17 protein-coding genes and 1 pseudogene are annotated in these 21437 nt (G+C 73.0%); 8 read left to right on the top strand and 10 right to left on the bottom strand.

Annotated elements, in window-relative coordinates; all coding sequences use genetic code 11:
• Positions 1 to 4 precede the first annotated feature (4 nt).
• From SMD20_RS01900 to SMD20_RS01885, 4 genes are all read right to left on the bottom strand, one after another.
• Complete coding sequence (locus SMD20_RS01900) at positions 5 to 2464, bottom strand: DUF5682 family protein (protein ID WP_329574189.1); 2460 nt, start codon at positions 2462 to 2464, stop codon at positions 5 to 7.
• Entirely contained in the window at positions 2461 to 3525 is a 1065-nt protein-coding gene (locus SMD20_RS01895) for an ATP-binding protein (protein WP_329574187.1), read from the bottom strand. The genes SMD20_RS01900 and SMD20_RS01895 overlap by 4 nt, the downstream gene beginning before the upstream one ends.
• Entirely contained in the window at positions 3522 to 4919 is a 1398-nt protein-coding gene (locus SMD20_RS01890) for a DUF5691 domain-containing protein (RefSeq protein WP_329574185.1), read from the bottom strand. The genes SMD20_RS01895 and SMD20_RS01890 overlap by 4 nt, the downstream gene beginning before the upstream one ends.
• Before the next feature lie 163 nt (positions 4920 to 5082).
• Positions 5083 to 6381 carry an SWIM zinc finger family protein gene (locus SMD20_RS01885; RefSeq protein WP_329574183.1) on the bottom strand — a complete coding sequence of 433 codons (1299 nt, stop codon included), beginning with the start codon at positions 6379 to 6381 and terminating at the stop codon, positions 5083 to 5085.
• A 55-nt stretch (positions 6382 to 6436) separates the two neighbouring features.
• On the opposite strand from SMD20_RS01885, the gene SMD20_RS01880 reads away from it, so the two are divergent.
• Positions 6437 to 6982 (top strand): cupin domain-containing protein, encoded by a 546-nt coding sequence (locus SMD20_RS01880; protein WP_329574181.1) that lies wholly within the window; start codon positions 6437 to 6439, stop codon positions 6980 to 6982.
• Between the two features lie 23 nt (positions 6983 to 7005).
• Here the strand turns inward: SMD20_RS01880 and SMD20_RS01875 are convergent, their stop codons facing one another.
• The gene (locus SMD20_RS01875; protein ID WP_329574179.1) at positions 7006 to 7920 is read right to left on the bottom strand and encodes a sigma-70 family RNA polymerase sigma factor; all 915 of its coding nucleotides are present in this window, start codon (positions 7918 to 7920) and stop codon (positions 7006 to 7008) included.
• A gap of 123 nt (positions 7921 to 8043) precedes the next feature.
• Here SMD20_RS01875 and SMD20_RS01870 point away from each other — a divergent pair, with 123 nt between their 5' ends.
• Positions 8044 to 8718 (top strand): HAD family hydrolase, encoded by a 675-nt coding sequence (locus tag SMD20_RS01870; protein ID WP_329574177.1) that lies wholly within the window; start codon positions 8044 to 8046, stop codon positions 8716 to 8718.
• Here the strand turns inward: SMD20_RS01870 and SMD20_RS01865 are convergent.
• The 3 genes from SMD20_RS01865 to SMD20_RS01855 form a co-directional block, all read right to left on the bottom strand.
• On the bottom strand, positions 8711 to 9241 hold the full coding sequence (locus SMD20_RS01865) for a hypothetical protein (protein ID WP_329574175.1): 531 nt from the start codon (positions 9239 to 9241) through the stop codon (positions 8711 to 8713). The two genes, SMD20_RS01870 and SMD20_RS01865, sit on opposite strands and share 8 nt — an antisense overlap.
• Before the next feature lie 126 nt (positions 9242 to 9367).
• Complete coding sequence (locus SMD20_RS01860; protein WP_329574173.1) at positions 9368 to 10024, bottom strand: CBS domain-containing protein; 657 nt, start codon at positions 10022 to 10024, stop codon at positions 9368 to 9370.
• Positions 10025 to 10109: 85 nt separating this feature from the next.
• Positions 10110 to 11009 carry a universal stress protein gene (locus SMD20_RS01855; protein ID WP_329574171.1) on the bottom strand — a complete coding sequence of 300 codons (900 nt, stop codon included), beginning with the start codon at positions 11007 to 11009 and terminating at the stop codon, positions 10110 to 10112.
• Between the two features lie 171 nt (positions 11010 to 11180).
• On the opposite strand from SMD20_RS01855, the gene SMD20_RS01850 reads away from it, so the two are divergent.
• The 4 genes from SMD20_RS01850 to SMD20_RS01835 are packed head-to-tail and all read left to right on the top strand — an operon-like array spanning position 11181 to position 14558.
• Complete coding sequence (locus SMD20_RS01850) at positions 11181 to 11780, top strand: hypothetical protein (protein ID WP_329574169.1); 600 nt, start codon at positions 11181 to 11183, stop codon at positions 11778 to 11780.
• Positions 11777 to 12046 carry a DUF1876 domain-containing protein gene (locus tag SMD20_RS01845; RefSeq protein ID WP_329574167.1) on the top strand — a complete coding sequence of 90 codons (270 nt, stop codon included), beginning with the start codon at positions 11777 to 11779 and terminating at the stop codon, positions 12044 to 12046. Before SMD20_RS01850 ends, SMD20_RS01845 begins: the two co-directional genes overlap by 4 nt.
• Before the next feature lie 54 nt (positions 12047 to 12100).
• Positions 12101 to 12973, top strand: a complete 873-nt coding sequence (locus SMD20_RS01840) for a UTP--glucose-1-phosphate uridylyltransferase (RefSeq protein WP_329574165.1) — start codon at positions 12101 to 12103, stop codon at positions 12971 to 12973.
• 31 nt (positions 12974 to 13004) lie between these two features.
• On the top strand, positions 13005 to 14558 hold the full coding sequence (locus tag SMD20_RS01835) for an aldehyde dehydrogenase family protein (RefSeq protein WP_329574163.1): 1554 nt from the start codon (positions 13005 to 13007) through the stop codon (positions 14556 to 14558).
• A gap of 58 nt (positions 14559 to 14616) precedes the next feature.
• Here SMD20_RS01835 and glnII read toward each other — a convergent pair whose 3' ends face one another.
• Positions 14617 to 15636: a glutamine synthetase gene (gene glnII / locus SMD20_RS01830; RefSeq protein ID WP_329574161.1), complete on the bottom strand. Its 1020-nt coding sequence runs from the start codon at positions 15634 to 15636 to the stop codon at positions 14617 to 14619.
• A 137-nt stretch (positions 15637 to 15773) separates the two neighbouring features.
• On the opposite strand from glnII, the gene SMD20_RS01825 reads away from it, so the two are divergent.
• Positions 15774 to 17003: a TerC family protein gene (locus tag SMD20_RS01825; protein WP_329574159.1), complete on the top strand. Its 1230-nt coding sequence runs from the start codon at positions 15774 to 15776 to the stop codon at positions 17001 to 17003.
• 30 nt (positions 17004 to 17033) lie between these two features.
• On the opposite strand, the gene SMD20_RS01820 is transcribed toward SMD20_RS01825, so the two are convergent.
• Positions 17034 to 20057 carry an AAA family ATPase gene (locus SMD20_RS01820; RefSeq protein WP_329574157.1) on the bottom strand — a complete coding sequence of 1008 codons (3024 nt, stop codon included), beginning with the start codon at positions 20055 to 20057 and terminating at the stop codon, positions 17034 to 17036.
• 166 nt (positions 20058 to 20223) lie between these two features.
• Here SMD20_RS01820 and SMD20_RS01815 point away from each other — a divergent pair.
• Positions 20224 to 21422: pseudogene (locus tag SMD20_RS01815) on the top strand (RNA-guided endonuclease InsQ/TnpB family protein); the annotation flags it as partial.
• Positions 21423 to 21437 lie beyond the last annotated feature (15 nt).

The following is a 21437-nucleotide window of genomic DNA, read 5'->3' as shown; positions in this document are numbered from 1 at the left end:
TCGTTCAACGTTCCCCCTTGGTCGTGCGGGCGGGTGTACGGCCGATGATCGACAGGACGGTGGCGACGGCGCCGGCCGCGCGGCGGTCGTCCAGGTCGTGGGCGTCGTCCCCGCCCTGTCCGCGTCCCGCCGAGCGCAGGCGCTCGCCGATCGAACGGCGCTCCGGGGCGGCGAACGCACCGAACGTACGGCGCAGCAGCGGCAGCACGTCGGTGAACTGGTCGCCGGACAGCCCGGCGAGCCAGCCGTCCACCAGGGAGAGCAGCCGCGGGTCGTGCACCAGCAGCAGGCCGCCCCCGCTCAGGAAGCCCTCCACCCAGGACGCCGCCCGCGCCGGCGCCTGCCCGCGCGACATGGCCCGGGACATGCGGTCGCCGGCGTCGTCGAGCTCACCGCAGTCGAGGAGGATCCGGGTGAGCCGGCCCTCGATGAGGCCGTGCAGATCCTGCCGGTCACTGAGCCCTCGCAACGTCGCCAGCCAACGTTCCCGCTCCCGCCCGCCCTCCGCCCGCCCGGCCGCCCGCTGAACGCCCTCCGCCCGCCCGGCCTCACTCTGCGCACCCTCGGGCCACTCGGCGGGCTTCGCGTGTTCGGCGTGTTCCCCCTGGTCCGCCTGGTCCATGTGTTCGGTGAGGAGGGCGACGGCGGCGTGGACGGCGTCGATGTGTTTGAGCAGGTCGGCTGCGGCGTCGTCGTCCAGGCCGGTCACCGCGACCGGCAGCCCGATCCGGATCCGGTCCAGCATCGAGCGGACGATCACCGCCAGCCCCTCGGCCGGGGTGCCGCGTACGTCGCCGTACCGGTGGGCGCGGACCATCGCGGGCAGCGCCGCCATGAGGTGCGTGACGTCGGTGTCCAGGGCGGCCCGCGCCGACAGCGCCGCCAGCACAGCGGGCAGCGCCTCCGGCAGGTCGGCCAGCAGGCACTGCTCGACCAGCGCCGTCAGCTCCGCCAGCGCCGCCGAGCCGCCTCCGGCGCGGTCGGCGGCCCGCCGCGTCGCCGCCGCGGCGACGGTGGTGCCGAGCGCGGCGTGCTCGATGAGCGCGAGGTCGTGCTCCGGCCGCCACCGCAGGGTCCACGTCTCGCGGAAGGTGCCCTTGCCGCGCGCCTGCCCCGGCGTGCCCCAGCCCACCTCCAGCAGCCGCAGCCGGTGCAGCAGGTGGCTGCGTTCGAGGTCGAGGGGCTTGCGCAGGTCGAGGTCGAGCTCGCGGTCGAGCGCCTCGGGCCGCAGCCTCAGCCGCCGCTGCTGGTCGCGCAGGTCGCGCTGGAGCGGCACCATCGGCACGCCGTCCGGTACGTGGCCGAGCCGGTCGCCGACGACCAGCCGCCGCTGGATCAGCTCCACCGCGAGGTCGTCGCCCTCGCAGAGGACCGCCCGCGCCGCCTCGGTGACCTCGCTCAGCCCGGCCAGGGGCCGGCCACGGAGCGCGGCCAGGCTCTCGGCGAGCCGTACGGACTCGATGACGTGCGCGGACGACACCGCGAGCCCTTCGTCGCGCAGCACCCCGGCCGCCTCGGCCAGCCACCGCTCCACCGGGTGGTCGGGCACGGTGAACAGGTGGTGGTACCAGCCCGGCGAGGTGACGCCCGCGCCGTAGCCGCTCCAGGAGGCGAGCCGGCCGTACGTCCACGGCACCCAGGTCAGCTCCACCTTCACCCTGGGCAGACCGCGCAGCAGCGCGTTGTCGGCCGAGGCGGACGGCTGCGGGCCGGCGAGCGCGGGCACGTGCCAGGCGCCGCAGACGACCGCGACGCGGGTGTGGCCCTGTTTGAGCGCGGCGCGGACGGTCCGGCGCATGTAGGCCTCGCGCCTGGCCTCCCGCTCGTCGGGCACGTGGCCCTCGCGTACGGCGGCCATGGCTTCGGCGATCACCTCGAACCAGGGCGCCGACCCAAGTGCCGACGCCGGCTCCGGCCCATGTGCCGGCGCCTGTTCGGGCGCGGGCGCAAGCCCGTGTTCCGACCCGTGCGCAGGTGTGTCAGCGGCGGGACCGGACCGGTGCTCGACGACGTCCTCCCACCAGCGTTCCGGGTCGTCGTAGCCGGCCGCGGCGGCCAGCGTGCCGATGGGGTCGGCCGGTCGCGCGCCGGGCGGCTCGTCCTCGCCGCCCCGCGGGTCCTCGGCCAGGGTGTGCGCGGCGGGCAGGTCGCAGAAGCGCACCGGCACGCCGGCCGACACCCCGTACAGGATCGCCTGCCACTCCGGCGAGAACCCGGCGAACGGCCAGAACGCCGCACGGGACGGCGCCCCCGGCACGTGCGCCAGCAGCGCGACGGGCGGGTCGAGGCCGGGCGCGAGCTGGACGAGCGCGTCGGCCTCGGGCGGCCCCTCGATGAGGATCGCGTCGGGACGCAGGCGTTCGAGCTCGGCGCGGACCGCCCTGGCCGAGCCCGGCCCGTGGTGGCGCACGCCGAGCACCGTCACGCGCGCCTCCCCCACCGCGAGGACTCCGGACGTCGTCATGTGGCCTCGCGGCAGGCTCGGTAGAAGTCGCGCCAGTCGGAGCGCTCGCGGACCACGGTCTCCAGGTATTCGCGCCACACCACCCGGTCGGACACCGGCTCCTGCACCACGGCCCCGACGATGCCCGCGGCGACGTCGGCCGGGCGCAGGACGCCGTCGCCGAAGTGGGCGGCGAGCGCGATGCCGCTGGTCAGCACCGAGATGGCCTCGGCCGTGGACAGCGTGCCGCTCGGCGACTTGAGCTTGGTGCGCCCGTCCTCGGTGACGCCCATGCGCAGCTCGCGGAAGACCGTCACCACCCGCCGGATCTCCTCCAGCCCCGTGGCCGTCTCCGGCAGCTCCAGCGAGCGCCCGAGCTGGGTGACGCGCCGGGCGACGATGTCGACCTCCTCCTCGGCGGTCGCCGGCACCGGCAGCACGACGGTGTTGAAGCGGCGGCGCAGCGCGCTGGACAGCTCGTTGACGCCGCGGTCGCGGTCGTTGGCGGTGGCGATGACGTTGAAGCCGCGTTCGGCCTGCACCTCGCGGTTGAGCTCGGGGATCGGCAGCGTCTTCTCCGAGAGCACGGTGATCAGCGCGTCCTGTACGTCGGACGGCATGCGGGTCAGCTCCTCGACCCTGGCGATGCGCCCCTCGGCCATGGCCCGCATGACGGGCGACGGGGTGAGCGCGTCGAGCGAAGGGCCCTCGGCCAGGAGGCGGGCGTAGTTCCAGCCGTAGCGTACGGACTCCTCGGCGGTGCCGGCCGTGCCCTGCACGAGCAGCGTGGAGTCGCCGCTGACGGCGGCGGCGAGGTGCTCCGACAGCCAGGTCTTGGCGGTGCCGGGCACGCCGAGCAGCAGCAGCGCGCGGTCGGTGGCGAGCGTGGCGACGGCGACCTCGACGATGCGGCGGGGGCCGATGTACTTGGGGGTGACGCGGTCGCCGTCGCCCAGCACGTACGTGGTGACCGCCCACGGCGACAGCCGCCAGCCGGGCGGTCGTGGCCGGTCGTCGTCCTTGGCGAGGAGGGCGAGCTCCTCGGCGTACTGGTCTTCCGCGTGCGGGCGCAGAACGGTCATGGATGCTCCTTCGTCGGTCTCATGACCGGGGCGCTGTCGGACATCTCGGGCAACAACTCCTTGTGCAGGTCGGCGCGGAACCGCAGCAGGGCCGCGACCTGCTGGATCGGCTCGACCGGCGAATAGCTCTCGGCCAGCGGGAACAGCGCGGGGTCGATGTGCTCGCCGGCCAGCTTGACCAGCTCGCCGAGGTTCCACGGCTGCGTCGCCGCCACCTTGACGATCTTGTGGAGGACGGCCGTGGCCAGCTCCTCCTTCCACGGGGACGACACGCCGCCGAGCACCATGATGAGCTGGCTGTCGGGTTCGTGGCCGCGGACGAAACCGGCCGCCAGGTCCTGCTGCTCCTGCGGCGGCAGCGACACCAGCAGGTCGGCGATCGGGTCCCAGCCGAACATCGCCCGCGCCCACTCGGGGTCGCGCTGGAGCACGGCGGCGCGTACCCAGGCGGTCCTGACCTCGGCGTCCCAGTCGGGAACGCGCATGGCCAGCAGCCGCTCCGGCGGGTGGCCCCATGCCGCGAGGGGGGCGCGGGAGATGAGCTGCTGGAGCCACCAGGCGCGCTCGCCGAGGCCGCGCGGGGGCTTCGGACGGATGCCGTCGCGTTCCATCGCCTTGTCGCACGCCTCGGGTGCCTCGATGACGATGAGGTCGCCGGTGACGGTGACGCACGCCCGCAGCCGCTCCGCCATGCGCCGCGCCATGCGGGAGCCGGGCAGGCGGGTGAGGAGGTTGGCGGCGGTCTGGCGTACCTCGCGGCGGCGGTCGTCGAGCGCGGCCTCCAGGAACGGCTCGTCGGCCATGCTCAGCCCGTCGGCCAGCAGCGCGACGAACTCGGCCCGGTCGTCCGGGGTCTCGCGCTCCCACGTGCTCTCCAGCAGCAGCCTGGCCTCGCCGGGGTCCGCCGCGCGCAGCGCCCGCAGGTGAGCGCGGCGGTCGGCGGGGCCGCCGAGCTCCCAGGTCTCGCCCGTGGGCTCGGCCAGCAGGTATGCCCACGCCGGGTTGAGCGCGGCCAGCCACCTGCCACGCCGGCCGGCCAGCACGCCGAGGTGCGCCCGGATGGAGCCGTCGCGGCGGCCGCGGTCGAGCAGGTCGGGCAGCATGCGCGGGGGGACGCGGCGCTCGGTCGCCGCCGCCGCGGCCAGCCACTCGGGCAGCAGCCGCTCGTGCTCGCCGCCCAGGATGCGGGCCAAGCGCTCGGCGGCCCGCCGTCCGACGGCCGGGCGGTCCTCGCCGGGCGCGGGCTCCGGAGGCGCGAGCGGGCCGAGCCGCCGCCCCGCCCGCAGCCGCGCCACCTCGACGGCCGCGTCCTCCAGCAGCACGCCGTGGTACGGCCGCCGGTCGGTGCCCACGAGCGCCGCCGACGTCAACTCATCCCACCTGCTGCTCACCACGCCCCCTCCCTCACTGATCGCACCCGCTCACCGTCCGGCCCCTCACTCATCCCACCCGCTCACCGTCCGGCCGCTCACTCGCCCCACCACTCGCCGTCCGGACCCTCTCCCCCTCGTCTCACCCGCTCCGCCTGTTCCGGATCGCACCGGCCCTCGTACGTGCTCACAGGATCACCGCCGCGCCGTCGTCGTCCCAGGTGGTGAGGGGGCGCAGGCCACGCGGCGTCCACTCGGCCGCCACCGTGAGCGGGTGGCCGCCCGACACCGCGAGCAGCCGCCAGGGGTCGCGGGCGGCTGGGTGCAGCGGGAGCCCGCCGATCGCGGACCGCTCGGGAACGACGTCCGCCAGCACCACCGGCCACGACTCCACCCACGGGTCCTCCGCGACGGCGCGGGCGACCTCCTCCAGCGCCTCCTCGGGCGGGCCGCCGGGCGGTGGGCCGGCGGCGGGGACGGTGCCGTGCCGGTCGGCGACCAGGGCCCGCAAGGGGGCCGCGCCAGGGTAGAAGGCGACGTCGGCGTCGATGGTGACGCCCGTGACCAGGGAGGCGTCCAGCGGCTGGCCCTGCGGCGCGAACGACAGCACCAGCGCCGCCCGCCCGCTCCGCCGCCCGCGCAGCCACACCCGGCGCGCGGTCAGGCGGTCCTGCACCTCGTCGCGGCGGCCCAGGACGTCCCAGTGGTCGCGGAGGGCCGGGCCGGCCAGCACCTCCTCCCGCGTGACGGGGAACCCGGCGCGGATGAGGACAGTGCGGGCCAGCGGAGCGGGCAGCTCGGCGCGCCGCCGGTAGGCGACGGCGAGCAGGTTGATCAGCGCGTACTCGGCCAGCAGCCGGCCCGGCCAGTCGTCGCCCGCCCGCACCTGGGCCAGCCGGGACACGAGGCCTGCGACGCCGGGGGCCTGGGCGTCGATGAGGCGCTTGGCCAGGCCGTCCCACTCGTGCTCGGCCGCTCCCGCGAGCCCCTGCCTGACCTGGTCGGCCAGCCACCGCTCCACCTCGGCCAGCCCCGCACCCACCCGCCCATGCCGCACGGACTCCGCCCCGGCGGCCCGCCGCTCCGGCCCGGCCCCGGCGGGCTGCCGTTCCGCCCCCGGTTCGGGCCCAGTGGGGGGCCGGGTTGGTGTTGCCCGGGCGGTGCGGGTGGCGAGCCACTCGGCCGCCCATCCCGGGGCCGGGTCACCCTCCGGGACCCCGTCGCCCGCCCACAGCAGCAACAGCCCGAGCGCGTGCTTGCAGGGGAACTTCCGGCTGGGGCAGGTGCAGCGGTAGGCGGGCTCGCTCAGGTCGACGCACGCCAGGTAGGGCTCGGCCCCGCTGCCGCGGCACGCGCCGTAGAGCAGCACGCCGGCCACGCCGCGCACCTGCCATTTCCCCGGCGACGCCACGCCCTGCGCGGCCTTCCCGGAGGCGGCGTCGGGGGCGAGGGCGAGCACCTGATCACGGCTCCACCGTTCGATCACCTGCCGCAGACTAGCCACTCCGACCGACATTTCGCGGCCCCCTAGACTCGGCCGGGTGGAGCTCAAGACCTACCCCGACGGGCCGTCCGTCCGCGTCGCCGACGAGGCCGCCGCCCTGGCCGCCGGCCTGCCCGGACAGCTCGTCCTCGACGGCACCCGCTTCCTGCGCAGGGACGTCACCGGCGCCCCGGTCGCGTTCGTGGAGCGCCCGCCCGTGGCCGCCGCCCTGGACCTTCTCCCCCACCCGGAGGGCGGGTGGTTCCGGGAGACCTGGCGTACGGAGGTGACGTTCGAGCCGCCCGGCTACGCCGGTCCCCGCGCCACCGCGACCGGCATCTACTTCCTCCTCGACCCGGGCGAGGAGTCCGTGCCCCACGTGGTGAAGTCGGACGAGGTCTGGTTGTGGCACCGCGGCGGTCCGCTGGAGCTGACGATCGGCGAGCGCACGATCGTCCTGGGGCCGCGGGTCGAGGACGGCGAGGTCCCGCAGGCCGTCGTCCCCGGCGGCGTCGTGCAGTCGGCCCGTCCCGCGGCCGGCGAGCCGGTGCTGGTGAGCTGTGTCGTCTCCCCGGGCTTCGACTTCGCCGACTTCACGGCCTGACGCCGAGGCCCGGACGCGCCGATTCAGCCGATCCAGGCCGTCAGGCCCGCCCTCGTGCCGCGCCGGCACAGGCGGGCCAGCGACTCGCGTTCGAGCTGGCGCACCCAGTGCGGGGTCACGCCCATCCGGTCGGCGATCTGGCGGGGGGTGTGCTCGTCCTGGCCGTCCAGGCCGAAGCGCATCCGTACGATCATCGCCTGGCGCGGCGCCAGCCCGGCCACCAGCGCCGTCAGCGCGTCTTTCAGCGCCTCCCGCTCGGCGCTCTCCACGGGGGCCGGGCCGCCGGGGTCCTCGACGAGGTCGCCAGGCGCCAGGTCGAGGCTGACGTAGCCCTGGGAGATCCGCCGCAGCAGAACGAGCTTGGCGGCCTTCTCGCCTAGGTGGGCGGCCAGCTCGTCCTCGGTGGGGGTGCGGCCGAGGCGCTGCGCGACGGCGCTCTCGGCCCGCGCCAGTTTGCCGAGCTCGTCCTGGACGCCGATCGGCAGCCGCATGGTGTGCGCGTACTCCAGTCCTTGCTGGATGTACTTGCGGATCCACCAGGTGGCGCAGGTGGCGAAGCGGTGTCCGCGGGTGTGGTCGAAGCGTTCGACGGCCTCGATGAGGCCCAGGTTGCCGTCCTGGACGACGTCGGCCCAGGACATGCCGCGGTAGGCGTACCGCTTGGCGACGGAGACCACGAGGCGCAGGTTCGCCCGGATCAGATGCTCCCGTGCCGTTTGGCCGTCGGCGGCCAGCTCCTCCAGGCCGGGCCGCGCGTCGCCGGCGGCGAGCAGGCGGGCGGCGGATCTGCCGGCCGCGACGCGCCCGGCCAGCGCGACCTCCTCCTCGGCGGTCAGCAGCGGCGTGCCGCCGATGCGGGCCAGGTAGTCGCCGAGCTGGTCGGCCTGCGGCCCGGTGTCGTGTGCCGTACGGGAGCCGTCGGACCCCACGATGCTCATTTCAGCCTCCTGATCGCTCCGGCTCCCATGACATCGCCGGGGCGGGTGGCGGGCCCAGCGGCGAAAGTCCTTTTCGTGAGGGACCTCCGGGCACGTACGCGGCCGGGCCGTAGGCTGGCGGGCATGTCGCCGCTCGTGCTCTTCGACCTGGACCGGACCCTTCTCGACCTGAACACGGCGGTGGCCAGGTGGGCCGCCGAGCTGGCGGAGGAGCGGGGGCTCGGGCCGGAGGCGGCCGGGCTGATCACGGCGCTGGACGCCGAGGCGGGTGCGGACCGGGCGCGGTTCTTCGCGGGGGTGCGGCGGCGGTTCGGGCTGCCCGAGCCGGCGGCCGAGCTGTGGGAGGCGTTCCGGCGGCGGCTGCCGTACTTGGTGGACTGCTATCCGGGGGTCCGCGAGGCGCTGGCGGAGCTGCGCGCCGGCGGCTGGCGGGTGGGGATCGCCACGAACGGCTCGGGCGAGCGCCAGCTCGCCAAGATGCGGCGGACCGGGCTGGACACGGTGGTCGACGGTTACGCGATCTCCGGCGCGGAGGGCGTGCACAAGCCGGCGGCGGAGCTGTTCGCGATCGCGGCCCGGCGCTGCGGGGCGGACCTGGCGGCCGGCGGCTGGATGGTGGGCGACGACCCGGCCACGGACGTCGCGGGCGCGAGGGCGGCCGGCCTGCGCAGCGTGTGGATCGACCACGGCGTCCGGCCGGTGGACGCGAACGTGGCCGACCATGTGGTCGGCCACGTGCTGGCGGGCGTCTCGGTCCTGCGGGAAGCCGGCTCCGGGGCGGGCGGCCCGGCTACCTGAGCCACGCGTTCTCGCGGACGATCCGCAGGTTGCCGAGGCCGAGGGTGGCGCCGGCGTTGGCGAGGGCCAGGCCGATCAGGACGATCGCGTAGATGATGTGCTCGTCCATGAACGGGTTGGTGGTGAGGGGCAGCTCGGCGGCCCACATGAGCACCAGCATCACGGTCCCGGCGACGGCGGCGATCCGCGTGCCGACCCCGAGGACGAGCGCGGTGCCGACGCCGAGCAGGCCGAGCATGAACAGCCAGTCCACCCAGACCTGTCCGGCCAGCGCGGTGAAGAGGCCGCCGAGCGCGTTCTCGCCGGTGCCCTTGAGGAAGCCGGTGGTGGGGCTGCCGCCGTTGATCCAGGCCTTGGCCGCCGGGGTGGCGAAGCCCCAGCCGAAGGTCTTGTCCAGGAAGGCCCACAGGAAGACCCAGCCGATCGAGATCCGGGCGGCGGCCCAGACGTAGTCCACGGGGCGGCGTGCTCTTCCAGTGGCGACGTGGGCCCCGGTGGCGTGCTTGCTGACGGTGGCGGTCATGACGGCGTCCTTTCGTGGAGATCGCGTCGTGTTCCCGTACCTCAAGGACATCGCTTCACCCGGTTCTGGCGCAGAGCCGTACGACCCGCACGGCAGGGGCCTTTGGTCCTCACTCCGGGCGGGCCGCTACAGCAGGGGCGGCATGGCGACGAGGTCGTCCACGTCGCAGCGCACGTCCGCGACCACGTCGATGACGCCCTCGACGGCGCGCAGCCGTTCCACGAGCGCGATCACCTGCGAGCGCCGTTCGGCCACGCCCGCGACGCGCACCACGCCCCGGTCGATCTCGACCGTGTACGTCCCCCGCTCGGGCAGCACGGCCCGCACGTCGGCCGCCAGCTCATCCCCCGGCCGGGTGAAGACGCGCAGCACGTCCCGCTGGTGCAGGGTGCCGACGATCCTGCCGGTGTCCGGGTCGACGACGGGAAGCTGCTTGATGTGCCTGTCGTGCATCAGCCGGGCCGCCACCCGCACCGGGTCGCGGGGCGCGACGGTGATCGCCGGGGAGGTCATGAGGCGGGCGGCCGTGACCGCCGCCGCCTTCTCGTGCTCCGCCCGCTGCCGGCGCGACTCGTAGATCGAGATGCTGTGGCGCACCTGGTCGGTCTCCTTCATGAGGAGATCGTCCGCGGTGACCACGCCCACGGGACGCCGCTCGGCGTCGATGACGGTGACGGCGCCGACCGCGAACCGCCTCATGGCGGCCACGATGTCGGCGAACGACGCGTCCTGCCTGACGGCGATGGCCACCCGTCCCATGAGGTCCTTGACTTCGATGGTCATGGTCTTCCCACCTCGCTTTCCCCTCCTACGCTCCGCTACCCGTGGGCGTGCCCGTCACCGGCGAACGTCCCGTGCCGGTGGTGGCTTAGGTCCTCTGCGCGGGGACGTCCGCTCGCGGCGCGCGTACGACGGCGACCGTGCAGCGGGCGTGGTGCAGGACGCCCCGGCTGACCGAGCCGAGCACCGCCGCGCCGAACGGCCCGCGCCCGTGGGAGCCGACCACCACCAGGTCGGCCTCGGCGGAGGCCGCGGTGAGCGCGTCCACCGGGTGGGCGAACCTGACGATCTCCTCGACCTCCAGGTGCGGATAGCGGTCGCGGAAGGCCCGCAGCCGCTTCTGGACGACCCGGTGCCGGGCGGCGCACACCTCGTCGAGGTCGCGGGCGATCTCCGGCGCGAAGGCGTGCACCACCTGGAGGGCGCTGCCGCGCAGGTCCGCCTGCTGGAAGGCGTAGGCGAGCGCGGGCTCGGACGTGGGCGAGTCGTCCACGCCGGCCACGATCCTGCCCTGCCGGGGCCGCCGTTCGCCGCGTACGACGACGACGGGGCAGTGCGCCTGCCCGGCCACCTGCGCGCTGACGGAGCCGAGCAGGGTCCCGGCGAAGCCGCCGAGCCCGCGGCTGCCGAGCACGATCTCGTCGGCCCGTTCGGCCTGCTCGCGCAGCACGGCCACGGGCAAGCCCTCGATGTCCCGCGTCGTCACCTCGACCGAGGGCTGCCGCTCGCGCGCCAGGGCGACGGCCTCGCGCAGCACCCGCTGCCCCTCGCGGACCAGCGTGTCGCCGCCCCCGGATCCGCCCCCGGAACCGCCCCCGATGCCGCCCCCCGAGCCGCCTCCGGAGCCGCCGAACCTGTCCACCTGGTACGGCGAGCGGTCCACCGCGTGCACGATCCGCAGCGGCAGGTGCGCGCGGAAGGCGTCCGCGGCCGCCCAGTCCACCGCCGCCCGCGCGGTCATCGATCCGTCCACACCCACCACGATCATGATGGCCTCCTCTCCCTCCTTCCATCGCAGCGTGCGGGCGAGCGCCGGGCGCAGGGCCGGAGGTCCATCAGGCGAGGGCCGAAGGACCCTCCGCTCGCCCACCCGAACGTCCGCGCCGTCACCGCCCTTCGGCACTGGCCGCCGTCAAGGGGCAGAACGGACACTGAGGACATGAGAGGTTTCTCCAACGCCCGGCCGCTCTGGTGGGCGGCCGTGCCGGTCGCGTACCTGCTGCTCGTCCGTCCCTGGCTGCTGCGCTGGGGCGCGACCCGCGAGGAGGCCCGCGCGGCGCTGCCGGGCGACGAGCTGGTGCCGCACCCGCACGTCGTCGCGACCCGCGCCGTCACGATCGAGGCCCCGCCGGAGGCGGTGTGGCCGTGGCTGGCGCAGGTGAGCGGGCCGGACGAGCGCTTCGCGCCGGAGCCGGCGAAGTTCGGGGTCGGCGACCTGTTGCCGGCCGGCCGCGGCGACGTCGGTTACCGGGTCGCGCAGGCGGAGCCGGAGCGGCTGCTGGTGCTGTCGATCCGCGCCTTCCACGTCACGCTGGCCTGGACGATCGCGCTGCGCGACCTCGGCGAGGGGCGCACGCGGCTGGTGTCGCGGCAGCGGATCCGCTGCCGGCCGGGCGTGCCGGGCCTCATCTATCTGCTGCTGTCGCAGTCGGCCGACTTCCTCGCCGTACGCGGCCGGCTGGCCGCCGTGAAGGCGCTGGCCGAACGCGAGTTCCGGCGGAGTTTCCTCGAGCCGCAGGTGGGCAGCCGGGTGCCATGAGAGCAAAAGAATGGAACGTACGCCTGGAGCTGACCGAGGACGGCGACGACACCTCGGCGCGGGCGGAACTGGTGACCGACGACGGCGTCGAGGTGACGGGTCAGGGGCGGGCGCGACGCAACCCGTCGGACCCGTCGGTGCCGATGATCGGCGACGAGCTGGCGGCCTCGCGGGCCCTCGCCGACCTCGCGGAACAGCTGGCGCTGACCACGCGGCGGGACATCGCCAGCTCGGTCGAGACGTCCGCACCGAACCGTTCGTGGTGATTTTGTCATGAAATGATCCCGGTGACGTGCCCACACCTCGCGAAGGAGATCCACGTGGTGCGCAAAGCCGTGATCCCGGTGGCCGGTCTGGGCACGAGGCTGCTGCCTCTGACCAAGGCGCTGCCGAAGGAGATGCTGCCGATCGGCGACAAGCCCGTCATCGAGCACACCATCAGGGAGCTGGTGGAGTCGGGCATCGACGACATCACCATCGTCACCTCCTCACGCAAGGAGCTGGTCCAGCGGCACTTCGCGCCCGACGCCGACCTGGAGGCGCAACTGGCCGCGGCCGGCAAGGACGAGCTGGCGGCGGCGATGGCCGAGCTGTCCTCGCTGGCCCACATCACCTACCTGTACCAGAACGGCCCCTACGGCAACGGCACGCCGGTGCTCAACGCCGCCCGCGTCATCGGCGACGAGCCGTTCATGGTGCTGTGGGCCGACGACGTGTTCGTGGCCGAGGTGCCGCGCGCCCGGCAGCTCAAGTCCGCCTACGAGGCGGCGGGGGCCCCGGTGCTGGCCCTGATGCCGATGGCGGTCGAGGACGCCTCCCGCTACGGCGTCCCCGTGGTCGAGGAGGATCTCGGCGGCGGCCGGCTGCGCATCTCGGGGCTGGTGGAGAAGCCGCGCCCGGAGGAGGCCCCGTCCCGTTACGCCGCCATCGGCGGCTACGTCGTCACCCCCGGCGTGGTGGCGGAGCTGGAGGCCGCCACCCGCCGCTGGCACGAGCACCCCGAGGGCGAGATCTACCTCACCGACGCCCTGCACCGCCACGCCGCCGCCGGCAACCCGGTCTACGGGCAGGTCATCGACGGCACCTGGTGGGACACCGGTTCTCCGCTCAATTACCTGAAGGCGCAGTTCGCCGCCGCGCTCGCCGATCCCGCCTACGGGCCGGAGCTACGTAAATTGGCTCAGGAGGGCTAGCGTCTACCGCAACACTTACGGAGGAGGCCCGGTGAGCCGACAGATCATGTCCGTCGTGGGCGGCAAGGAGGCCGCGAGCACGGCCACGTACGACTCGACCAACCCCGCCCGGCCGGCCGAGGTCGTGGCGCGGGTCGGCCTGGCGGACGCGGCCACGTTCGCCGCCGCCTGCCGCACCGCGGCGGAGGCGCAGCGCGAGTGGGCGAAGGTGCCGGCGCCGGTGCGCGGCCGGGTGATCGCCTCGATCGGGCGGCTGGTGGAGGCCAACGCCGAGGCGCTGGCCCGGCTGGTGACCGAGGAGATCGGCAAGCCGTACGCGGAGGCGCTGGGCGAGGTCCGCGAGATCGTCGACACCTGTGACTTCTTCCTGGGCGAGGGCCGCCGGCTGTACGGCCAGACGGTGCCGTCGGAGATGCCGGACAAGAACCTGTTCACCTTCCGCAACCCGGTCGGCGTGGCGGCGGTCATCACGGCCGGCAACTTCCCGGTGGCCGTCCCCTCGTGGTACCTCGTCCCGGCCCTGCTGTGCGGCAACGCGGTGGTGTGGAAGCCCGCCGAGTACGCCGCCGCCTCCGCCCACGCCATGTTCCAGCTCTTCACCGCGGCCGGCCTGCCCGACGGCGTGCTCAACGTGCTCTTCGCCGACGGCGCGGAGACGTTCGCGGGCCTGGAGCGGGCGCTCGGGGAGGGCACCGTGCACAAGGTGGGCTTCACCGGCTCCAGCGAGGTCGGGCGGCGCGTCGGCGAGCTGACCGGCCGGCATCTGCAGTCGGCCTGCCTGGAGCTGGGCGGCAAGAACCCCATGGTGATCATGCCGGACGCCGACCTCGACCTCGCCGCCGAGGGCGCGCTGTTCTCCGGTTTCGGCACCGCGGGCCAGCGCTGCACCAGCCTCGGCACGGCGATCGTGCACGAGAGCGTCCACGACGCGTTCGTCGAGCGGCTGGTGCGGGCGCTGGCGGCCGCCACCGTCGGCGACCCCGCCGGTGACGTGCTGGCCGGGCCGCTGCTCGACCGCAAGTTCGCCGACCGCTACGAGGAATACCTCACCTGGATCCAGCCGCACCACACGGTGGTGTCGGGGCCGGTGGGGCGGATCACGAAGGACAACCCGCGCGGCGGCTTCGACGGCGGCGCGGGCCTCTACTACCACCCGGTGGTCGTGGACGGCGTACGCCCCGGCGACCGGCTGTTCATGGAGGAGACGTTCGGCCCGATCGTGGGCGTCACGACCTTCGGCACCCTGGACGAGGCCGTCGAGCTGGCCAACCTGCCCGGCTACGGCCTGTCCAGCTCGATCTACACGAGCGATGCGCGCAACGCCTTCCGCTTCCGCGAGGGCGTGTCGGCCGGCATGGTCAGCGTCAACAACTCCACCTCCGGGGCCGAGGCGCACCTGCCGTTCGGCGGCAACGGCAAGTCGGGCAACGGCAGCCGCCAGTCGGGCATGTGGGTGCTCGACCAGTTCACCCGCTGGCAGGCGATGAACTGGGACCACTCGGGCCGGCTGCAGAAGGCGCAGATGGACGTCGCGGAGATCGTTCCCGACCTGGACTTCCGGCTCGCCGAGACCCGCCTGCCCTGAGCGCGCGAAAGGGGGCTCCCGCCGGGCGGGAGCCCCCTTTTTCACGTCTGGCCTCGGATCAGACCTGGCCGGCCTTCTCCAGCGCCGCGCAGCAGGTGTTCACCAGCAGGCGGGTGACCACGTACGGGTCGACGTTGGCGTTGGGGCGGCGGTCCTCGATGTAGCCCTTCCTGTCCACCTCGACCTGCCACGGGATGCGCACCGAGGCGCCGCGGTCGGAGACGCCGTAGGTGTACTTGTTCCACGGGGCGGTCTCGTGGTGGCCGGTGAGGCGGAGCTCGATGTCGGCGCCGTACTGGCGCACGTGCTCCATCGGCTTGTCGCCCTCGCCGAGCGCCTCGCAGGCGGTGATGATGGCGTCGTAGCCCTCACGCATGGCCTTGGTGGAGAAGTTGGTGTGGGCGCCGGCGCCGTTCCAGTCGCCGCGGGCGGGCTTGGCGTCGAGGGTGGCCTCCACGCCGAACTCCTCGGCGGTCCGGTAGAGCAGGTAGCGGGCGACCCACAGGTGGTCGGCGACCTCGACCGGGCCCGCCGGGCCGACCTGGAACTCCCACTGGCCGGGCATGACCTCGGCGTTGATGCCGGAGATCTTCAGGCCGGCGGCCAGGCAGCGGTCGAGGTGGAGCTCGACGATCTCGCGGCCGAACACGGCCTCGGCGCCCACGCCGCAGTAGTAGTGGCCCTGCGGGGCGGGGAAGCCGCCCTCGGGGAAGCCGAGCGGGCGGCTGCCCTTGAAGAAGGTGTACTCCTGCTCGATGCCGAACCAGGACTCCTGGTCGGCGAACTGCTCGGCGATCGGGCGCAGCAGGGCGCGGGTGTTGCTGGCGTGCGGCTCGCCGTTGATCTCCTCGACCTCGCACAGCACGAGCTTGTGGTCGCCGCCGCGGATCGGGTCGGGACAGGTGAAGACCGGGCGGAGCACGCGGTCGGACGCGTGGCCCTGGGCCTGGTTGGTGCTGGAGCCGTCGAAACCCCACACCGGCGGCTCGACCCCGTCAGCCACGATCTTGGTCTTCGAGCGCAGCAGGGCGGTCGGCTCGGTGCCGTCGATCCAGATGTACTCAGCCTTGTAGCTCACGGTGGTCCCTTTCACGTCTCTTCCAGCCACGCCGAGTCTTGCGGACGGCCGTTTCCCGCTTTTTGCCCGAATGTGAACGCCGTGTTAAGGCGCAGGCAGTCTGACCGGAACCGCGCGGGAGGCATAACCAGCGGAAGGTGGGACAGACGTTACCCATGAGCGTCTCGCCGCTGGTCTGGGGTCTCACGATCGCCGGGATCGTCGCGCTGCTGCTGTTCGACTTCTTCTTCCACGTGCGCAAGGCGCACATCCCCACGCTGCGCGAGGCGTCGCTCTGGTCGGCTCTGTACGTCGGCATCGCCCTCGTCTTCGGCGCCGGCGTGTGGATCTTCGGCGGCTCCGACCCCGGCGCCGAGTACTTCGCCGGCTACGTGACGGAGAAGGCTTTGTCGGTCGACAACCTCTTCGTCTTCCTCGTCATCATGTCGAGCTTCAAGGTGCCGCGCGCCGACCAGCAGAAGGCGCTGCTGTTCGGCATCGTGTTCTCGCTCGTCGCGCGATCGCTGTTCATCCTGCTGGGCGCGGCCCTGATCAACACCTTCGCCTGGGTGTTCTACGTGTTCGGCCTGATCCTGCTGCTCACCGCGGGCAACCTGCTGAAGCCCGAGAGCGAGGAGAGCCACTCCCCGGACAACCTCATGGTGCGCCTGGCCCGCCGGGTCTTCCCCGCGACGGACGTCTACGACGGCGACCGGCTGTTCACCGTCAAGGGCGGCCGGCGGGTCATGACACCGATGCTGCTGGTGATGATCGCCATCGGCGGCACCGACATCCTGTTCGCGCTCGACTCGATCCCCGCGATCTTCGGCCTCACCCAGAACGTCTACATCGTCTTCACCGCCACCGCGTTCTCGCTGCTGGGGCTGCGCCAGCTCTACTTCCTCATCGACGACCTGCTCGACCGGCTGATCTACCTGGCCTACGGCCTGGCCGTCATCCTGGGCTTCATCGGGGTCAAGCTGATCCTGCACGCGCTGCACGAGAACAACGTGCCGTTCATCAACGACGGCGAGCCCGTGCCGGTCGTCGAGATCAGCACCGGGCTCTCCCTGACGGTGATCATCGCCGTCCTGCTGATCACCGTGATCGCCTCGCTGGCCAGCGCGAAGGGCCGCGCGCAGAGCACCGTCTCGGCCGCGCGCCGCTACGCCCAGGAGTACCTGGAGGTCGAGCACGACCCGAAGCGGCGGGCGGAGCTGTTCGCGAAGGTGTGCGCCAAGGAGCGGGACCTGCGGGAGCTGCCGGAGAAGTACCGCAGGCGCATCCGCGAGGAGGACAAGCTGCTGGCGCTGCTGCGCCGGGTGCACGAGGAGCACGACCGGCACCAGGACCGCGAGGAACGCGAGGAGCACGGCCGGAGCCGCTGAAGGCTCCGGCCGCGCTCCTCGGGGCCTCGGTCAGGTGCGGCCCTCGCGCCCGTGGCCGTTCCCGTTGCCGTCGTAGCCGAGCAGCCGCAGCGCGGTGTCCGGGTCCATGGCGGCGGCGAGGAGCTGGGCCCGCGCGTGCGCCTCGTCGCGCTCGCGCTCGGCCTTCGCCTGGGCCGCGCGTACGCCCTTGACCGCGACCAGCGCGAGCCCGCCGCCCACGATGACCGCGACGATCACCACGAACAGCACCAGCAACAGCCCCGGCGAGGCGATCCCCTGGGCGCCCGCGGCGTTGAACAGGTTGCCGCCCGCGCCCGTCACCGCCAGCGCGGCGATGACGGACAGCACGACCAGGCCGAGCAGGCTGGCGATGACCAGCCACACCCTGCCCGCCGCCCGCCGTCCCCGCGAGGGCCCCGGCACGGTGGCCGCCGGCCCGACCACCACCTGCGCCGCCGGCGCGGGCGTCGCGGGCGTCGCCGGCCGCTGCTCGGCCGCCCACGGCACGAACTCCGGCCGCTCGGCCCCCTCCTGCCCGAACCCCTGCGCACCTGCTGAGGGCGGGAGGGTCAGTCCCGGGGACGGCCCGACGACCGCCGGCGCGCCGGAGGGCGGGGGCACGATCTGGACGGCTGTCGTGATCGTGCCCCCCGCGTGGACCGCCGCCGGGACGGCCTCGCGGGCCTGCCCCGGCAGCTCGCGCTCGACCCGGCTGTGCTCCCTGTGCGCCCGCGCCGCCTCCGCGTGGTACTCCTCCAGCTCCTCGTAGAGCGTGTCGGAGGCGTAGACGGTGCCGTCGATGAGCGGCCCGGGCTCGCGCCGGATGATCGCCACGACGTCGTCGCCGTTCAGCGTCTTGTGCGTCTCCAGCGCGTGCGCCACGCAGAGCACCTCCCTGCGGTGCTCGTGCAGCAGTCGCTCGGTCTGCTCCAGCAGCCGCACCAGGTTGAACTCGATCCGCTCCCCCAGCACGTCGGGGGTGAGGTCGGGCTCGCGCCTGGCCGGCTCCCTGTCGGTGATGCCGATGCCGCCGCCCCCGCCGGCCGGGCGCTTGCGCACGGCCTTGCCGCCCAGGATCTCCAGCTCCTGGAGGGCGGGCAGCGAGGTGACGCCCGACCCCATGCCCCAGTACGACTCCATCATGGCCGTCAGGTAGGTCGCCGAGAACAGGTCGCCGGAGACGCCGGAGGAGTTGTCCTCGCCGAAGAACATGCGCTCGCCGGCCAGCGACGCCAGCGACACCATGATGTCGGCCTCGTGCTCGGACTTCCACCGGGTGAACTGGTCCTCGGGCTTGATGGAGGCGACCATGCCGAGGTAGTCGGCGCCCTTCTCGATGGTGGCGATGTCGATCTCCAGGTGGAACCTGGTCGCGTACGCCACCACGGCGTGGCAGGCCTCGTGCACGGCGACGGCGTGCCGCTCGCGCTCGATGTACTCGACGTCCTCGGGCGGCCCGAGCTGCTTGAGCCGTTTGGCGCGCAGCACGTCGGACCAGGTGATGATCTCCCTGCCGTCGCGGATGGCGGTGATCAGGGACTCGTTGACCAGGTCCTTGATCGTGGCGCCCGTCGCGTACGGGGTGATGGTGGCGAGCTTGTCGATCTGCTCCGGGGTGAGCTCGTGCCAGACCTTGTCGAAGTAGCCCTGGTAGGTGCGCACCCGCCCGGCCTTGGACGGGTAGCCGACCTTGTAGATGCGGTCGATGCGGCCGGGCCGCAGCAGCGCCTCGTCGAGCGCGTCCGGCCGGTTGGTGGCCATCATGACGAGGATGCGGTATTTGGGCGGCGGCTTGGGCCGCATGCCGAGCAGCCGGCGGACGAACCGGTTGAAGAAGCCGCGCGGTTTCTTGAGCCCGGACAGCTCGGTGAGCAGCGCCTGGAGGGTGCCGGGGTCGCCGCCGCCGCCCATCATGCCGCCGCCCATCATGAAGCGCTCGCGCCCGCCGGGCTTGTCGCGGTCCTCGCGCCGGGAGCGGAAGGTGAGCATCTGCCGGGTCGGCTCCGACAGGTAGCCGAAGCCGTGGCAGCCGTGCGCGTCCGTCATCGCGGAGAAGCCGCCGCCGGGCACGTTGGGCCCCTGCTGGGCGAGCCGGCCGCGTTTGCCGAGCGAGTCGGCCTCGTCGAAGAAGACGATGACGCCGCCGTAGCGGAGCGCCAGCTTGCGCAGCTTCCTGAAGAGCGTCTTGACCTTGAGGATGCCGATGCCCATGAACATGTTCGTGAACGCGCCCGGGTCCACGAACACGTACGGCTTGCCGGTCTCGCCGGCCACGGCCTCGGCCATGAGGGTCTTGCCGGTGCCGGGCGGGCCCCACAGCAGCAGCCCGCTCGGGACGTACCCGCCGCGCCGCTCGATCTCGTCGGGCCGTTCCAGGAAGACGATGTTCTCGCGGACCCGCTCGACCACGTGGTCCTGCCCCCACACGTCGTTGAAGCGGGTCTTGATGTCGTCGGGGAAGTACGTCTCGACGCCGCCACGCGACAGGAACCAGAACAGGCCGACGAACTGGATGATGACGAAGAAGAACAGGAAGACGATCTGGAGGAAGAACGGCAGCGCCTGCCAGATCAGCGCGGGCGCCTGCATGAGCGCGGCGAACGGGCTGACGTCCAGCACCGCCCCCAGCACCAGGGCGACCAGCGCGACCAGGAAGATGATCTTGAGCGCGCGGGAGAGCCGGTAACGCGTCCAGTCGTCGAAACGCCGGTGCGTCCACCGCTCGAAGCCGCCGAAGACCTTCTGGCTCCAGAACCGGTGGTAGCCGGACCAGTGCTCGCTGACGAAGAAGTGCAGCTGACGCACGAGCTCGACGCCCAGCAGCCAGAAGATCCAGGGGTAGGCGTTCGCGATGGACTCGGCCGCCTCGGGGAAGGTGGTGACGCCCTCGTAGTCGGCCATCACCTTCCACGTCAGGACGAGATAGGCGAGCACCAGGGCGATGAGGAACTTGCTCCGGTCCCAGAACTGCATCTTCTTCCTGGTCACGGATTCGGGATCGGAGGGCCCGCTGCCGGGTGCGCGCAGCCCTTCATGGTGTTCGGTCGTGGTCAATGGTGCTCCCTCATCAGATACCTCCGAGGAGACCCCCGCCTTCAGGCGGGGAAGGAATCGGACTCCTGCGGAGCAGGGCAGGAGCAGGCGATACGCCGTCAGGCGGACCGCTGTCGTCTTTCGGAATCGGCCGGTGCGCGTGTGATCTCGCACCTAGGATCGAAAGGTGGCGCAGCTTGTGAAGCGGGCCTACAAGTACCGCTTCTATCCGACCCCCGAGCAGGCCGAGGAGCTTGTCCGGACGTTCGGTTGCGTGCGCCTGGTCTACAACAAGGCGTTGGAGGAGCGGACTCGCGCCTACAAGCTGGAAGGCCGGGGGGTTTCCTATGCGGAGTCGTCGGCCGCGCTGACCGCGTGGAAGAAGACACCCGAGCTGGCGTTCTTGTGCGAGGTGTCGTCGGTGCCGTTGCAGCAGGCGCTGCGGCATCTGCAGGCGGCGTTCGCGAACTTCTTCGCCCGCCGGGCCAAGTATCCGACGTTCAAGAGCAGGAAGAGGTCGCGGGCGTCGGCCGAGTACACCCGTTCGGCGTTCCGCTGGCGTGAGGGCCGGCTCACCTTGGCCAAGATGGGCGCGCCGCTGGACATCGTGTGGTCGCGTCCGCTGCCCGAGGGAGCCGAGCCGTCCACGGTCACCGTGTCCAGGGACGCGGCCGGGCGATGGTTCGTGTCTCTCCTGGTGGAGGAGAAGATCGCGCCTTTGCCGCCCGTCGAGCAGTCGACAGGCGTGGACGCGGGCCTCACCGCACTGCTCACGCTGTCGTGCGGCGAGCAGATCGCCAACCCGCGTCACGAGCGTCGTGAGCGGCGCAGGCTGGCCAAGGCGCAGCGCGCGCTGGCCCGCAAACAGAAGGGATCGAACAACCGGGCCAAGGCCCGGCTGAAGGTGGCACGGGTGCACGCCCGGATCGCCGACCGCAGGCGCGACTATCTGCACAAGGTCACCACACGGCTCGTTCGCGACAATCAAGTGATCGCCGTGGAGGACCTGGCCGTCCGCAACCTGCTCAAGAACCATGCCCTGGCCCGCGCCATCTCCGATGCCGGCTGGCGGGAGCTGCGGCGCATGCTGGAGTACAAGACGGACTGGTACGGCCGCACCCTGGTCGTGGCAGACCGCTGGTTCCCCTCCTCCAAGCTGTGCTCGGCCTGCGGGGCCCTGCAAGAACAGCTGCCGTTGAACGTCCGTGAGTGGATCTGCGCCTGCGACGCGGTCCATGACCGGGACGTGAACGCGGCCCGGAACATGCTGCTCGCCGCCGGGCTGGCGGAGAGCTGAAACGCCTGTGGAGCTGGTGTAAGACCTCAACGGGAGACCTCCTCTCGGGCGGGCGACCGGCGGTGAAGCAGGAAGACCGACCGGCGACGGTCGGACTCCCCCTC

The organism is Nonomuraea sp. LP-02 (assembly GCF_036289125.1).
Lineage (GTDB): Bacteria > Actinomycetota > Actinomycetes > Streptosporangiales > Streptosporangiaceae > Nonomuraea > Nonomuraea bangladeshensis.
Note: the sequence above shows the minus strand (reverse complement) of the source record. Positions and strands in the feature narration are given on the sequence as shown.